The organism is Mangrovicella endophytica (assembly GCF_002893625.1).
GTDB classification, from domain to species: Bacteria; Pseudomonadota; Alphaproteobacteria; order Rhizobiales; family Rhizobiaceae; genus Mangrovicella; species Mangrovicella endophytica.
In genome coordinates this window covers 31003-45835 of sequence record NZ_PKMZ01000006.1, presented here as the reverse complement: position 1 = coordinate 45835, position 14833 = coordinate 31003, and the positions used below count along the sequence as shown (strand labels likewise).

At 67.9% G+C, this 14833-nt stretch carries 12 protein-coding genes; 7 read left to right on the top strand and 5 right to left on the bottom strand.

Translation table 11 applies throughout. The features are described 5' to 3' along the window. Positions 1-334 precede the first annotated feature (334 nt). The 4 genes from C0R46_RS14215 (at position 335) to C0R46_RS14200 (ending at position 4359) form a co-directional block, all read left to right on the top strand. Positions 335-1372 (top strand): LacI family DNA-binding transcriptional regulator, encoded by a 1038-nt coding sequence (locus tag C0R46_RS14215; RefSeq protein ID WP_102960312.1) that lies wholly within the window; start codon positions 335-337, stop codon positions 1370-1372. 92 nt (positions 1373-1464) lie between these two features. Further along, the gene (locus tag C0R46_RS14210) at positions 1465-3567 is read left to right on the top strand and encodes an FAD-dependent oxidoreductase (RefSeq protein ID WP_102960311.1); all 2103 of its coding nucleotides are present in this window, start codon (positions 1465-1467) and stop codon (positions 3565-3567) included. Beyond that, positions 3564-3866, top strand: a complete 303-nt coding sequence (locus C0R46_RS20960) for a carbohydrate kinase family protein (RefSeq protein WP_198598338.1) — start codon at positions 3564-3566, stop codon at positions 3864-3866. The genes C0R46_RS14210 and C0R46_RS20960 overlap by 4 nt, the downstream gene beginning before the upstream one ends. Before the next feature lie 4 nt (positions 3867-3870). Continuing rightward, positions 3871-4359 (top strand): heme-degrading domain-containing protein, encoded by a 489-nt coding sequence (locus C0R46_RS14200; RefSeq protein WP_102960310.1) that lies wholly within the window; start codon positions 3871-3873, stop codon positions 4357-4359. 704 nt (positions 4360-5063) lie between these two features. Here C0R46_RS14200 and gyrB read toward each other — a convergent pair. Then, positions 5064-7502: a DNA topoisomerase (ATP-hydrolyzing) subunit B gene (gene gyrB, locus C0R46_RS14195; protein ID WP_102960309.1), complete on the bottom strand. Its 2439-nt coding sequence runs from the start codon at positions 7500-7502 to the stop codon at positions 5064-5066. 228 nt (positions 7503-7730) lie between these two features. On the opposite strand from gyrB, the gene C0R46_RS14190 reads away from it, so the two are divergent. Then, on the top strand, positions 7731-9098 hold the full coding sequence (locus tag C0R46_RS14190; RefSeq protein ID WP_102960308.1) for a cytochrome P450: 1368 nt from the start codon (positions 7731-7733) through the stop codon (positions 9096-9098). Between the two features lie 48 nt (positions 9099-9146). Beyond that, positions 9147-9629, top strand: coding sequence for a GFA family protein (locus C0R46_RS14185; protein WP_245413598.1), 483 nt, complete (start codon positions 9147-9149; stop codon positions 9627-9629). A 58-nt stretch (positions 9630-9687) separates the two neighbouring features. Here the strand turns inward: C0R46_RS14185 and C0R46_RS14180 are convergent, their stop codons facing one another. Further along, the gene (locus tag C0R46_RS14180; RefSeq protein WP_102960306.1) at positions 9688-10620 is read right to left on the bottom strand and encodes a mechanosensitive ion channel family protein; all 933 of its coding nucleotides are present in this window, start codon (positions 10618-10620) and stop codon (positions 9688-9690) included. 185 nt (positions 10621-10805) lie between these two features. Beyond that, positions 10806-11831, bottom strand: a complete 1026-nt coding sequence (gene cysK, locus C0R46_RS14175) for a cysteine synthase A (RefSeq protein WP_102960305.1) — start codon at positions 11829-11831, stop codon at positions 10806-10808. Positions 11832-12176: 345 nt separating this feature from the next. On the opposite strand from cysK, the gene C0R46_RS14170 reads away from it, so the two are divergent. Further along, complete coding sequence (locus tag C0R46_RS14170; protein ID WP_102960304.1) at positions 12177-13031, top strand: GGDEF domain-containing protein; 855 nt, start codon at positions 12177-12179, stop codon at positions 13029-13031. Between the two features lie 128 nt (positions 13032-13159). Here C0R46_RS14170 and dut read toward each other — a convergent pair whose 3' ends face one another. Further along, positions 13160-13609, bottom strand: a complete 450-nt coding sequence (dut, locus tag C0R46_RS14165; RefSeq protein ID WP_102960303.1) for a dUTP diphosphatase — start codon at positions 13607-13609, stop codon at positions 13160-13162. After that, entirely contained in the window at positions 13606-14820 is a 1215-nt protein-coding gene (coaBC, locus tag C0R46_RS14160; RefSeq protein WP_102960429.1) for a bifunctional phosphopantothenoylcysteine decarboxylase/phosphopantothenate--cysteine ligase CoaBC, read from the bottom strand. Before coaBC ends, dut begins: the two co-directional genes overlap by 4 nt. Positions 14821-14833 lie beyond the last annotated feature (13 nt).

Sequence of the window (14833 nt, the reverse complement as noted above, 5' to 3'; positions counted from 1 at the left end):
TAAACATCTGATGTCGCTCTACCAACGGCATCATGGCCGTTGCCGCATATGTCTGCGCAGCTGTCCCTTCCCGGCCTCGAGAGAGCGCCCGCCGCACGATCTTCCCTCCAATCCAGCGTCTGCCCCGGCACTCCCGCGGCGCAGGCGAGGCCAGCTCGGGAGGATCCGCCGCATCAAACGGCAATATTCGCACTCGACGTGGACTGGTACTCTGGCCGCTGGCGAATCTCGGACCGCCGCTTTCAGAAAGATGCGGTTCTGCTGAATAGCGATCCTACTTGACTGATTTGGATCGTTCCAACATCTATGGATGGGTTTCAGTCTGGAGAACAGGATGCGTCGGCCGCGGGTGACCGTCATCGACATCGCGCAGGCGGCCGGCGTCTCGAAGTCGACGGTGTCGCTGGTGCTGCAAGGCTCGCCCCTCGTGAAGGGAACGACCCGCGCGAAGGTCGTCGAGACGATGAACGAGCTTGGCTATGTCTACAACCGCGGGGCGGCGAACCTGCGGCAGACAGGCTCTAAGTCCGGGATCGTCGGAGTCGTCGTCAACGACCTGACCAACGGCTTCTTCGCCGAGCTCGCGGTTGGCGTCGACATGGTCGTCCAGTCCACCGGCTTCGTGCAGTTTCTGTCGAACACCGGCGAGAGCATCGACCGTCAGCGCGAAGTGGTGGCCTCCATGCGCGAGCACGGCATTTCCGGCCTCCTGATCTCGCCGGCCAGGGCGACGGATGCTGCGGACTTCGCCCCGCTCATCGAGGCGGGCATCCCTGTCGTCGTGGTCGTCCGCAGCCTGCCGGGCGGGAAGCTCTCCTCGGTCGTCGCCGACAATCCCAACGGGGTCGCGAGCGCGGTGCGGCACCTCGCGTCGCTCGGGCACCGACGGATTTCGTTCCTCGGCGGCTTCCAGGATACGGCCGTCTTCAACGAGCGCCTGTCGGGTTATCGCGCGGCCGTAACCGCTGCGGGCTTCGGGCTCGACGAGTCGCTGGTCGTGCCCGCCCCCCCGTCGCGCGCGGGCGGTGCCGACGCGATCGCCAGGGCACTCGCCGCCGATGACCGTCCGACCGCCGCCGTCTGCTTCAACGATGCGGTGGCGTTCGGGGCCTGCGACGGCTTGCGGGCGCGCCGACTCGAGCCCGGGCGCGACTTTGCCATCGTCGGGTTCGACGACGTCATCGAGGCGCGCACTGCGGTGCCCGCGCTGACTACCGTCTCGGTCGACCCACAGGCCATGGGCCGCCGCGCCGGCCAACTCCTTCTCAAGCAGATCGCCGCCGGCCGCGTCTCGTCGGAAGCCATCACGACGTCCGTCCGGCTCGTCGTGCGCGAGAGCTGCGGCGCCAAGCAGCTTGCCGCCCATGGCTGAGGGTCCGGCCCGACCGAAGTCGGCGGCTGCCCGGCGACCTTCGAAGCGAAGCGGCGCACCCTTCTCCGGCTGCGCCTCCTGAAAGGTGCCCCATGGCCCTCGAAGTCCCGCAATCCGTTCTCGACGCCCTTACCGACGTCGACATGCCCAGGCTGCCGGCGGAGGGGCCGGCCAGCGAGACGATCGCCGTCTCCGGTCTAGAGATGCCGCTGTATCGTGCGTCGTGCGTGGTCGTGGGCTCGGGCGCCGCGGGTCTGCGCGCGGCGGTCGAGGCGAAGCGGCGTGGCGTCGACGTCCTCGTCCTCAGCCAGAGCGCCTGGGGCGGGACGTCGGCCTGTTCGGGATCAGACAAGCAGACCCTTCATACAGCCAATACGGCAAACGCGGGCGACAACTTCGCCGCCATGGCCCGCGCCCTGCGCGCCGGCGGGGCGATGGACGAGGACACGGCCTATGTCGAGGCCGTCGGCTCGGCGCGGATGATGGCCTCGCTCCAATATCTCGGCCTCCCGCTGCCCCAGGACAGGCTGGGCGGGACTCTGCGCTACCAGACCGATCACGATGAGGTCGGGCGGGCAACCAGTTGCGGCCCGCGCACCTCCCGGCTGATGGTCAAGGTGCTTGCCGAGGAGGCGATCCGGCTCGGCGTGCCGATCCTGAACCACACCACCGTGGTGCAGGTCCTCGTGGTCGGCACCGGAGGCGAGCGGCGGGTAGCGGGCGTGCTCGCCCTGCGCACCGCCGACCGGAGCGAAGCCAACCCGCTCGGCCTTGCGGTATTCCAGAGCGACACGGTGGTGCTCGCGGCCGGCGGGCCGGGCGAGCTCTACCGCGACAGCGTCTATCCGAATGGCTGCTTCGGCTCGCTTGGCCTTGCGCTCGAGGCCGGGATCGACCTCGTCAACCTGACCGAAAGCCAGTTCGGGATCGGGACGCGGCGGGAAGGCTTTCCGTGGAACCTGTCGGGTACCTACGTGCAGGTGATCCCCCATATCTACTCGGTCGATGCCGCCGGCATCGAGCACCACTTCCTCGCCGACTACTACCGCACCACCCAGGAACTGGCCTCGAACGTGTTCCGCAAGGGGTACCAGTGGCCCTTCCACGCGACGCGGATGCTGGACTTCGGGTCGAGCCTCGTGGACCTCGCGATCTTCCGCGAGTCGGCAGCCGGACGCCGCGTGTTTATGGACTTCCTGCGCAACCCGCTGCCCGTTGGCGACGATCTGCCGTTCTCGCTCGACCGCCTGGATGACGACGTGCGCCGCTACCTCGTCAACGCCGGCGCCGACCAGGCGCTGCCGATCGACCGCCTGCGCCACATGAACCCGCTCGCGATCGAACTCTACCGACGCTACAAGATTGACGTCGCGCGTGAGCCGCTGGATTTCGCCGTCAACAACCAGCACATGAACGGCGGCATCATGGTCGATATCTGGGGCCAAACGTCGCTTCCAGGCTGCTACGCGGCCGGCGAAGCGGCAGGCACCCACGGCGTTACCCGCCCGGGCGGCGCCGCCCTCAATGCGGGCCAGGTCTTCGGCACCCGCGTCGCGGAGCACCTCGCTGCCCGGTCTCATCCCGCTTCGGGGGACGTTGGGGCGGCGAGCTTTCGCAACGCTGTCGGGAAAGCCCTCGACGGCGTCCGTTCGACCCTGCGCTCCGAGAGCCCCCTCTCGGTCCGCGGCGTGCGGGCCGAGGTGCAGGGCCGGATGAGCGACAAGGCCGGCATGATCTGCGAGGCCACCGGCGTCGGTGCCGCCCTTGACGAGGCAAGGTCGCTCAACGCCCGCATTCGCGCGGAGGGGATCGCTTATGACCGCCCTGCGGAGGCCGGTCGGGCGCTGCAATGGCGGCAGATGGCGCTCGCGTCGGAGGCCGTGCTGACGGCGCTTGACCATTTCGTCCGCGCAGGCGGCGGCAGCCGGGGCGCCCGCGCCATCTGCGACCGGGACGGCGAGTGCCTGCCGTCAGCGAGGATCGGCGCCCTGGACGACTGCCGTTTTCGCAAGGAGCGGGCTGAGCATCGCCGCGAGCAGATCGTCGTCGTGATGGACGGCACCGGAATGGCGGTGTCGACGCGTGCGAACAGGACGTTCGACGAGAGCGCGCGCTCGTTCTTCGAGCGTGACTGGCCCGACTGGCTGACGGGCAGGGTCTTCTCCAGCGGCGACCACCGGGCGGGGGGTCGATGACTGAGCGTCCGCGCATGAGGGGCGTTGCCGCCGGCGAGGCCATGCTCGAGATGGCGCCTGTCGGGAACGGCCTCTACCGTGGCGGCTTTGCCGGCGACACGTTCAACACCGCCTGGCACATGGCGCAGCTCCTCGGCAGTCGCGTCGGGGTGGGGCTCGTCACCGGGACCGGACGCGACACCCTCTCCGACCACTTCGTTACCGAGGCAGTCGCCTCCGGGGAAAAACGGTCGGTCGACCTTATCCGCCATCACAGCGCGCGGGCTCCGCGCGCGATTGTCCCGGGCCGAGAGGAGTGAAGACTTGACCACGCCCAGCATAGAGGAACTTGCCCGCGAGCTTGAGGCGCTTCGCTTCGACCGCTTCGACCTCGACGTGGCCTGGAGGCTGGGATGCCTCGTTCGCGAGATGGCCGAGGCCGAGGCCCTTCCCGTCAGGATCGAGCTCAGCGTCGGCGAGACTGTGCTGTTCGCGACGGCCCTCCCTGGCACGAGCCCCGACAACGCGGATTGGATCCGGCGCAAGCGCAATGCCGTCATGCGATTTCATCGGTCCTCGCTCGCGCTGCGCCTGGAATGTGAGGCGAAAGGCACCACCCTCGGGGCGCGTTTCGGCCTCGACGAGAGAGATTTCGTCGCCAGCGGCGGGGGCGTGCCGATCGCGACGGAGGCGACTGGCGTCATCGGGGCAGCCGTCGTCAGCGGGCTGCCGGATGTGGAGGACCATCGGCTCATGATACGCGCCATGATGATGCTGATCGAGGAGCAACGCGGAGCGGCTTCGAGCGCTTGATGGGGGTTCAGGTGCGGCCGTTCACAACAGACCGCCGCAGCAGAGCGGCAAGACGGATCTTGCCAGGCTTGATGTCAGATCGTCCGCGAAGCCCGACCCGCCGCACCGGGGGAAGCGGCGCCGGCTGGCGAAGTCTGACCTTCGGGCTGCCTTGTCGCCGGGAGTCCTCGTCCCGAGGAGTCCTGCCTGAACTTGGGTGAAGCGCCGTAAGCGCCGTCCTTCACCCTCTCTTCCACCTTGCCAAGCCAGACCTGTCCATTTGGAGGGGCAGGACGGCGCCGCCAGCATGCCGATCCGGATGGCCGATGCCGGACCGGCGTTTCCGGTCCCGTCACGCCCGTGGTGGCTGATCAGAACTCTTCCCACTCGTTCTGGACGGGCTTGAGGGCAGCATTGCCCTGCGCAACCGGCTTCATCTGACGACGGGGCGGGCAGCGGGCGCAGCACGCCGGACGGCGTTGGCGCTGCGCTGGGAGGCACGCTCACTCTGGCGGGCATGATTGGCGCTCGCCGCCGTCTTGAACTCGGCGATCAGCCGGGCCAGCTCATCGGTCTCGGAGGCCAGCGTCTGCGCGGCGGCGGTGCTTCCTCCACCATCGCGGCGTTCTGCTGGTCACCTTGTCCATCTGGTCGGCCGCGGTCGACACCTCGCGCAGGGATCCGCCTGCTCTTGGGCCCGGCGCGATCTCGGTCACGCACTCGCCTCAGATGTCGAGATTGGCGACCTGCAGGGCGTTTTCCTGGATGAACTCGCGGCGCGGCTCCACCTCGTCGCCCATTAGGCGCGAGAAGAGCTGGTCCGCGTCGGTGGCATCCTGCACCTTCACCTGCAGAAGCGAGCGCACCTCCGGATCGAGCGTCGTCTCCCAGAGCTGCTCGGGATCCATCTCGCCGAGACCCTTGTAGCGCTGCAGCGAGACGCCCTTGCGTCCGACCTCGAACACCGCCGCCACGAGGTCGAGCGGACCGGCGAGCGTGCGCTCGGTGTCCTTGCGACGCAGCACCGGCGGCGTCGCGTAGACCTCGCCGAGGCGGTCGGCGAGGCGGTGAAGGGCAATCGCATCCGCCGACTGGATAAGGCCTGCATCTAGCGTCTGCACCTCGGCGACGCCACGCAGCGTGCGGCGGAAGCGATAGCCGCCCTCACCGGTGGCTTCGCCCGTCCAGCCCTGCTCGGTCTCCTCGGCGACGGCATCGAGCGCCTTGGCGATCCGGTCCGCGATGACCTCGGCCTCGCCGGTGTTCTCGGCAATCTCGGGACTCAGTGCGCCTGCGACCGCGGCCTGCTCGACCACCTGACGATTGTAGCGCGAATGCAGGCCGGCCATGATCTGGCGCAGCTGCAGCGCGTCCTCGACGGCGGCGCGCAGGTCGCGGCCGGAGCGAACCTCGCCCGTTCCGAGCGTCAGCGTCGCGTCGTCGAGACCACCCTCGATCAGGTAATTCTCCAGCGCCTTCTCGTTCTTCAGATACTGGCTCTGCTTGCCGCGCGTCACCTTATAGAGCGGCGGCTGCGCGATATAGACGTGGCCGCGCTCGATCAGCTCCGGCATCTGCCGGAAGAAGAAGGTCAGGAGCAGCGTGCGGATATGGGCGCCGTCGACGTCGGCGTCCGTCATGATGATGATCTTGTGGTAGCGCAACTTGTCCGGGTTGAACTCGTCGCGGCCGATCGAGGTGCCGAGCGCCGTGATCAGCGTACCGATCTGGTCGGAGCCGAGCATGCGGTCGAAGCGGGCGCGCTCGACATTGAGGATCTTGCCGCGCAGCGGCAGAATCGCCTGGTTCTGGCGCGAGCGCGCACCCTTGGCCGAACCGCCGGCCGAGTCACCCTCGACCAGGAAGATTTCGGACTTGGCGGGATCACGCTCCTGGCAGTCGGCGAGCTTGCCCGGCAGCGAGGTGATGTCGAGCGCACCCTTGCGGCGCGTCAGCTCGCGGGCGCGGCGCGCGGCCTCGCGGGCAGCAGCCGCCTCAACCACCTTGCCGATGACGATCCTGGCTTCCTGCGGGTGCTCCTCGAACCACGTCGCCAGCGTCTCGTTGACAAGGCTTTCCACCACCGGGCGCACCTCGGAGGAGACCAGCTTGTCCTTCGTCTGCGAGGAGAATTTCGGGTCCGGCACCTTGACGGAGAGGACGCAGGTCATGCCCTCGCGGCAGTCGTCGCCGGTCGGCGCGACCTTCTCCTTCTTCAGGATACCGGAGGTCTCGGCATAGCCGATCACCTGGCGTGTCAAGGCGCCGCGCAGGCCGGCCATATGCGTGCCGCCGTCGCGCTGCGGAATGTTGTTGGTGAAGCAGAGCACATTGTCCTGGTAGGCGTCGTTCCACCAGAGCGCCGCCTCCACCGTAATGCCGTCCTTCTCGCCGCCAAGGACGATCGGTGCGGTCAGCAGCGGCTTGCGCGCGGAATCCAGATACCGCACGAAGGCTTCGAGCCCGCCCTCGTAATAGAGCTCGACGCGCTTCTCATCGGCCGGACGCTTGTCGGTCAGGACGATGTGGACGCCGGAATTCAGGAAGGCGAGCTCGCGCAGCCGGTGCTCCAGCGTGCTGAAGTCGAAGCTGGTGACGCCCTTGAAGGTCTCGGATGAGGGCAGGAAGGTTACCGCCGTTCCGGTCTCGCCTTCGCTGTCGCCGATCACCTTCAGCGGCGCGTCGGCGACGCCATGGGTGAAGCTCATCTCGTGGATCTTGCCCTGCCGTCTGATCTTCAGCCGCAGCCAGACCGAGAGGGCGTTCACCACCGACACGCCGACGCCATGCAGGCCGCCGGACACCTTGTAGGAGTTCTGGTCGAACTTACCGCCGGCATGGAGCTGGGTCATGATGACCTCGGCCGCCGAGACGCCCTCGCCGGTATGGATGTCGGTCGGAATGCCACGGCCGTTGTCGGTGACCGTGCAGGAGCCGTCGGCGTTCAGCGTCACGGTCACCAGCGTCGCGTGGCCGGCCAGCGCTTCGTCGATGGCGTTGTCGACGACCTCGTAGACCATGTGGTGGAGGCCCGAGCCGTCATCCGTGTCGCCGATATACATGCCCGGACGCTTGCGAACGGCATCGAGCCCCTTCAGCACCTTGATCGAGTCGGCACCATATTCGGCGGCCGCGACGGGGTTCGTCTCATTCGCTTGCGACATGGGGGTCCTTGGGAGAGATGCTGGCGTTCCGGCAATCGTGAAGAGAGGCCTCAGGGCCTGCAACGAATCGCCGCGTCCATCTGTCCAGATATAGGCGTTCGAGCCCTGAAAACCAAGCACTGAGGCGACCTTAAGGCACCGGCTCGGGGTCGGCGCGGCCTCGACGCGTCTGCCGGCGGAACCCATATCGGCCAGAGAGGCTCGATAGCAGAAGAGGATGCCGTTCGCATGGACACGCAGCCGTCACCGTTCCGGGCGCCCGCGCCGGTGCCGCATACGAAGCCGCTCGGCTTTGCCGGCTTCATCCTGACGGCCTCGCGCAATCCAATCGAGATCTGGGGCAGCCGCGCCTTCAAGGAGCCGGTGCTCACGGCCAACTGGCTGCGCGTGCCAACCGTCATCGTCAACGATCCCGCCGGCATTCGGCATTGCCTCGTCGAGAATGCCAAGAACTACGTCATGCAGCCGCTGCGCCAGCGCATTCTGCGCCCGCTCCTGCGCGACGGCCTGCTGACGGCGGAGGGCGAATTGTGGAAGCGCACCCGGCGCGCCCTCGCCCCCGTGTTCACTCCCAGGAACATCCAGGGCTTCGCGCCGATCATGGAGGATCGCACCCGCCGCTTTGCCGAGCGGCTTGGTGCGGAGAGCGGCCGCGAGGTCGACGTCTCCTTCCAGATGACGCTTTTGACCTACGACATCCTGCAGGCGACGCTCTTCACCGACGACATCGCCGGTGACAGCCATGAATTCGCGAAAGCCATGGAGAAGTCGCTCGGCCGCATGGGCCGGGTCGATCCGCTCGACCTTCTCGACGCGCCGGCCTTCCTGCCGCGTATCACCCGGATGCTCGCCCGGCGCAGCCAGGACTATTTCCGCCGGCTGATCGCAGAGACGATGGAGCGCCGCAAGACGCTCCTCGCCACGCGCCCCGAGGATGCGCCGAACGATTTCTTGACACTGCTCCTGAAGGCCGACGGCCTCAGCCGCTCGGAGATCGAGGACAACATCATCACATTCATCGGCGCCGGCCACGAGACGACGGCGCGGGCGCTGGGCTGGACCCTCTACCTCCTCAGCCAGGCGCCGGACGAGCGGGCCAAGGTCGAGGCGGAGATCGACGCCCTCTTGCCCGAACTGCCTGACCCCGTCACCTGGCCGGAGCGGCTGGTGCATACGCGCGCGGCCTTCGAGGAGGCGATGCGCCTCTATCCGCCGGCGCCCTCGCTCAACCGCACGGCGCTCGAAGCCGATGAGGTGTGCGGCGTGCCGATCCCCGCCGGCGCGTCGGTGCTGGTGATGCCGTGGCTGGTGCATCGGCACGAGCTGTACTGGCAGGACCCGGCCTGCTTCGTGCCCTCACGATTCCTGCCGGAAAACCGAGGCGCCATCGACCGCTACCAGTATCTGCCCTTCGGCGTCGGCCCGCGCGTCTGCATCGGCCAGACATTTGCCATGCAGGAAGGCGTCATCGCCCTCGCCGCATTGATGCGCGATCTGAGCTTCGACTTCACCGGCAGCAAGCCGCCCTATCCCGTGCAGAAGATCACCGTGCAGCCGCAGGATGGCTTGCGCATGCGCGTGACGCGGCGCAAGTGACCCGCAGCGCAGAGGGAAGGCGAGGCTAGGGTGGAAGACGCGAGAGAGCTGGTTGACTGGCAGCTCCCTTGGGGCGGCGGATGTCGCTGTGGGGCTGTCCGCCTGCAGGTCAGCGCGCCGCCTCTAATCACGATGGCCTGTCACTGCACAGGCTGCCAGCGCATGACCGCCAGCGCTTATTCGCTCAGCATCCTGGTGCCAGCAGGCGGATTTGCGGTGACGCAGGGCGACACTGTGCTCGGCGGGCTGAAGGGCGGCGCCCGCCATCATTTCTGCCCGAGCTGCATGAGCTGGATGTTCACCCGGCCCGAGGGAATGGAGGACTTCGTCAACATTCGGGCGACGATGCTTGACCACCCTGGCTGGGCCGCCCCTTTCGTAGAGACCTATACGAGCGAGCGGCTGCCTTGGGCAACGACGCCTGCCGTGCACAGCTTTCCGCAGTTTCCGCCGATAGGCGCCTTCGCGTCGCTGATCGAGGATTTCGGCAAGCGTGGTCCGCGCCCGGTGGCGGGCGCAACGTCACGATGAGGGGCAACGGCCCCTAGAGCCTTCACCGGCGAGTTGGGGGCCGTCTTGCCGAAGCCTGTCAGACCATGCCCTGGCGGGCCGCCTCCGGCCGATCGTTGACGAGCTGAGCATTCGCTTTCGGCGCCTCATCGCGGCCAAGAAAGCGCGACGGATCGCCGTCGCCCGGCAGAACCCGCTTGATCTCCTTCGGCTCGCCTTCGGAGCCGAACCGCTCCACGAACAGCTGGCGGATCGTCTCGCCGGTCATGCGTTGCGCCGCGGCGGTGGAGCCCTCCTTTACCTCGGCGCGAAAGAGGATCACCTGCGTGTCGGCGTTCAGCTGATCCAGAAAGGCGAGCGGCTCTGAAAGCTGCCCCGCCGCCCCGTTCTTCGGCCAGCCGGAGGTGAGAAGCGCGCGCGCTTCCTCGAAGGGCACGCTGCGAGGCAGCGTCACCGACCAGGCGAGGAGACGCGCCGCGGCCCGCGAGTGGTTGCGCATCCAGACGTTCCACAGCGTCGAGTTCGGCGCAAAGACGAAGATGCCGTCGAAGGTTTCGAGATGGCAGACGAAGAGGCCGATCTCACGCACGCGGCCGCTGAACTGCGAGGTCTCGATATAATCGCCGATGCGGAACGGCCGAAGCCACAGAAGCATGATGCCGGCGGCGATGTTGGTGAGCGTGCCCTGGAGCGCGAGGCCGACGGCGAGACCTGCGGCGCCGAGGATAGCGAAGAGCGAGGTGACCTGCACCCCGACCTGCGTCAGCGCGATGATCAGTGCCAGAACGATGACGACGTAGCGGACGATCGCGACCAGCGGCTGACGGATCGTCTCATCCAGCTTGGCGGAGGTTCCGAGTGCGCGCGTCACCAGCCGTGCCAGCCAGCCCGCGATGGTGAAGCCGACGACGAGCGTGACGATCGCGACAAGAAGGTTCGGCAGGAAGACGGCGGCCTGCGCGGTCAGGGTGCGCAGCAGCGTCTGCGAGGATTCGATGGCTTCGATCGGCATGGCATTCCGGCATCTGCAGCGACAGGGCCGGCGGACGCACCGCCGGCGAGCCTCAACTTGGGCCGGAGAGCCGCTCGGTCAACCGCACGCATGCGCAGACCTGAGATGCGCCATAGTGAGCGGCCGGCGCAAAGCGCCGACGCACTCGTCTGCAGTGATGCCGCCTCGTGGCGGCCGACCTGCGGTCAGATCTGCGCGGCGGGCTTTGCAGGCTCCTGCGAGCTGTCTTCGGTCAGCCCCTCGAACAGGGCTGTCGACAGGTAGCGCTCGGCGAAGGAGGGGATGATGACCACGAGGTTCTTGCCGGCATTCTCGTCGCGTCGGCCGACCTTGATCGCGGCCGTCAGCGCCGCGCCGGACGAGATGCCGACCGGCACGCCCTCCAGCCGCGCCACCAGACGGGCGTTCTCGAAGGACTCCTCGTTCGTGACCTGCACCACCTCGTCATAGATGCCCTGGTCGAGGACCTTCGGGGCGAAACCCGCGCCGATACCCTGGATCTTGTGCGGCCCGGGATTGCCGCCGGACAGCACTGGCGATGCAGCCGGCTCGACCGCGATGATCTTCAGGTCCGGATTGCGTGACTTCAGCACCTGTCCCGCACCGGTGATCGTGCCGCCGGTGCCGATGCCGGACACGAAGATGTCGATCTTGCCGCCCGTGTCGTTCCAGATCTCCTCCGCCGTGGTGACGCGGTGGATCTCGGGGTTGGCAGGGTTCTCGAACTGCTGCGGAATCACCGCGTCCGGGATCTCGGCGACGAGCTCCTCGGCCTTGGCAATGGCGCCCTTCATGCCCTTCGGCCCTTCGGTCAGAACGAGGTCGGCGCCGAGCAGGCGCAGCATCTTGCGCCGCTCCACCGACATCGTCTCCGGCATGGTCAGGATCAGCCGGTAGCCTTTGGCCGCCGCGGCGAAGGCGAGCGCGATGCCTGTATTGCCCGAGGTCGGCTCGATCAGCGTCGTCTTGCCCGGTTCGATGCGCCCGTCCGCCTCGAGCTTCTCGATCATCGCAACGCCGATGCGATCCTTGACGCTGGCGATCGGGTTGAAGAATTCGAGCTTGGCGATGAGATTGGCCTTCACGCCCGTCTCCTTCGCCAGCTTGTCCAGCCGCACCAGCGGCGTGTCGCCGATCGTGTCGACGATGGAATCGTAAATGCGGCCACGTCCATGCGTGCGTGCCGGACGATCGCTGACAGGCTTGTCCATGGCTGTTCGCTCCTTCCCCTTCGACGCCGCCGATCCGCCTCGCGAGATGCGGCCATTCATCCAATCAAAGGTAGTGCGCGCGATGGCGCTTGCCGAGAACGCTCCGTCCAATCGGCAGCCCCTGGAGGGAAAACCGTGCTCCCGGCCGTCCTCACCGCGCGGAGGGCACCGGTGCATCTCCTGATGGATAATCGGACGAGAGCCACCGGCCGACAGAGGCGCGGCAGCATGCCGCGGCCATCCGCTGCACGGACTCGCAGATGTCCTAAAACGAGAGTTCCCTCTTAAGGGCTGCTTAAGACGGCAAATCCACTGTCGATACAGCGCAATAGCGAAGGCTCGCCAATGAACCCGCAGCGACAGATCCTGAAGTCGACCGGTCTGGAATTCCTGCTGATCTTCGCACTGACGACGATCGGCGGCGCCATCGGCGGCTACAGCCTCTTTGCCTCGCGGGGGACCGAGGTCGCCGCCGAAGCCTTCCAGTTCGCCTTCACCATCTCCGCCATCGTCGGTGCCGTGCACGGCCTCTTCTTCATGCAGCGGATTTGGCGCCTGTCGAGCGCCAATAGCGGGCTGTTCGAGGCGGCGACGACGGACGGGCTGACCCATCTCCTCAACCGCGTGGCCTTCCGTCAGCTCGCGACGCAGGCGATCCGCTCGGCCTGGCGGCGCGGTGACGATGGGGCCGGGCATACGCTGCTGATCGTCGATGCCGACCACTTCAAGCGCATCAACGACAAGCTCGGCCATGCCACCGGCGACAAGGCGCTCGTCGCCATCGCGACGGTGCTGAAGACGTCGCTGCGCGCCGACGACATCGTCGGACGCATCGGCGGCGAGGAGTTCGCCGTCTTCCTGCGCGGCGCCACCGGCAAGGAAGCCGAGAAGGTGGCCGAGCGGCTGCGCGCTGCCGTGAACCGCCTCAGCGTCGGCTCGGCGCGCGCGCCGGTGCCGCTCTCGATCAGCATCGGCGGCGTGTCCTTTCATCAGCCGCTGCCCTTCGACATCCTTTATCGCAGTGCCGACAAGGCGCTCTACAAGGCGAAGGCGAACGGACGGAACCGCGTCGAGCTCGAAGCCGTCACGCCTGAGGCCGGTCGCCCGGCGCGCGGCCCGGGGAACACCCGCTGGGCGACGCCTGTCCGGACCGACCATACGGAACGACGGGCACCGGCGCTGCGCGTGGTCCAGGGCTGAGGGTGGTGCAAGGCTAAGGGTCCGCAGGGCAGCAGCGCCGAAACACAGAGGGCCGCGTCGCGCCCATCGTGAGATCATTCGGCTTCGCGTCGGCATCGTTTGAACCGCCGCCGTGCGGAGTGGGGTCTTCAGCGGCCCGTCGAACCAAAGCCGCCGCTGCCCCTGGCGGTATCGCTCAGCGCTTCGGCCCCGTCGAAGCTCGCCTGCACCACCGGCGCCACCACCAGCTGGGCGATGCGGTCGCCGTGCCGGATGGTGAAGGGCTCCGGCCCGAGATTGACGAGGATCGCCATCAGCTCGCCGCGATAATCGCTGTCGATCGTACCCGGGGCATTGAGCACCGTCACCCCGTGCTTGGCCGCGAGCCCCGAGCGCGGCCGCACCTGGATCTCGAAGCCCTGCGGTATCTCGACGGCAAGTCCGGACGGCACCAGCGCCCGTGCGCCCGGCTCGATCACCAGCGGCTCGCCGAGCGCGGCGCGCAGATCCGCGCCGGCAGCGCCAGCCGTCTCATAGGCCGGCAGCGGCAGATCGGCACCGTGCGGTAGCCGTCGGCAGTGTACGAGCGGCATCGTCATGCCGCACCTCCCGTGAGGCGCGCGGCCACGAGCGCTGCCAGCCGATCCGCCACGGCCTGCTTGTCCATGCGCGGCCAGCTCTCGACGCCCTCGTGCGTCACCAGATGCACGCTGTTCTCAGATCCACCCATCACGCCGCCCTCGGCTGAAACATCGTTGGCGACGATGATGTCGGCACCCTTGCGCTGGAGCTTCGCCCCGGCATTGGCAAGAAGGTCATTGGTTTCGGCGGCAAAGCCGATCACCAGGGTCGGACGGCGGCTACCCCGGCCGATGGTGGCGAGGATGTCCGGGTTCTCCGTCAGCGCCAGCACCGGCGGCCCCTCCGCCGTCTTCTTGATCTTGCGATCGCCCTCCGCGACTGTCCGCCAATCCGCGACGGCCGCAACGAAGATTGCAGCATCCGCCGGCAGCGACGCCTCGACGGCGGCGAGCATCTCGCGTGCGGTCTCGACATGGCGGACGGACACGCCGGCCGGATCGGGGATCGAAACGGGCCCGCTGACCAGCGTCACCCGGGCGCCGAGCCTTGCCAGCGCGGCGGCGATCGCATGCCCCTGACGGCCGGAGGAGCGGTTGGCGATATAGCGGACCGGGTCGATCGGCTCATGCGTCGGGCCGGAGGTGACGATGACGTGCCGGCCTGCCAGAGGCCGGTCGGCCGGGGCGGTCAGCGCCTCCACCGCCGCGACGATCTCCAGCGGCTCCGCCATGCGGCCGAGCCCCGCCTCCCCGGATTCGGCCATTTCGCCGGCGGCGGGCCCGACGAAGCTGATGCCGTCGGCCTTCAGGGCCGCAGCGTTGCGCAGCGTCGCGGGGTGCGCCCACATGGCCGGGTTCATCGCCGGCGCCAGCAGCACCGGCGCGCGCGTCGCCAGCAGTATGGCGGTGGCAAGATCGTCAGCGTGGCCGCCAGCGAGCTTCGCCATCAGGTCGGCGGTGGCCGGCGCCACGATCACGGCGTCGGCGCCCCGCGCCAGCCGGATATGGCCGACATCCTGCTCGTCCTCGCGATCGAAGAGATCGGCATAGACGCGGTGTGCCGCGAGCGCCCCGACCGAGAGCGGGGTGACGAACTCGGCCGCTGCGCGGGTCATCACCGGGATCACCACGGCGCCGCGCTCGCGCAGGCGGCGGATGAGGTCCAGCACCTTGTAGGCGGCGATGCCGCCGCCGATGACGAGGAGGATGCGCTTCTCCGCCAGTGTCATCGGACCGCCCTTC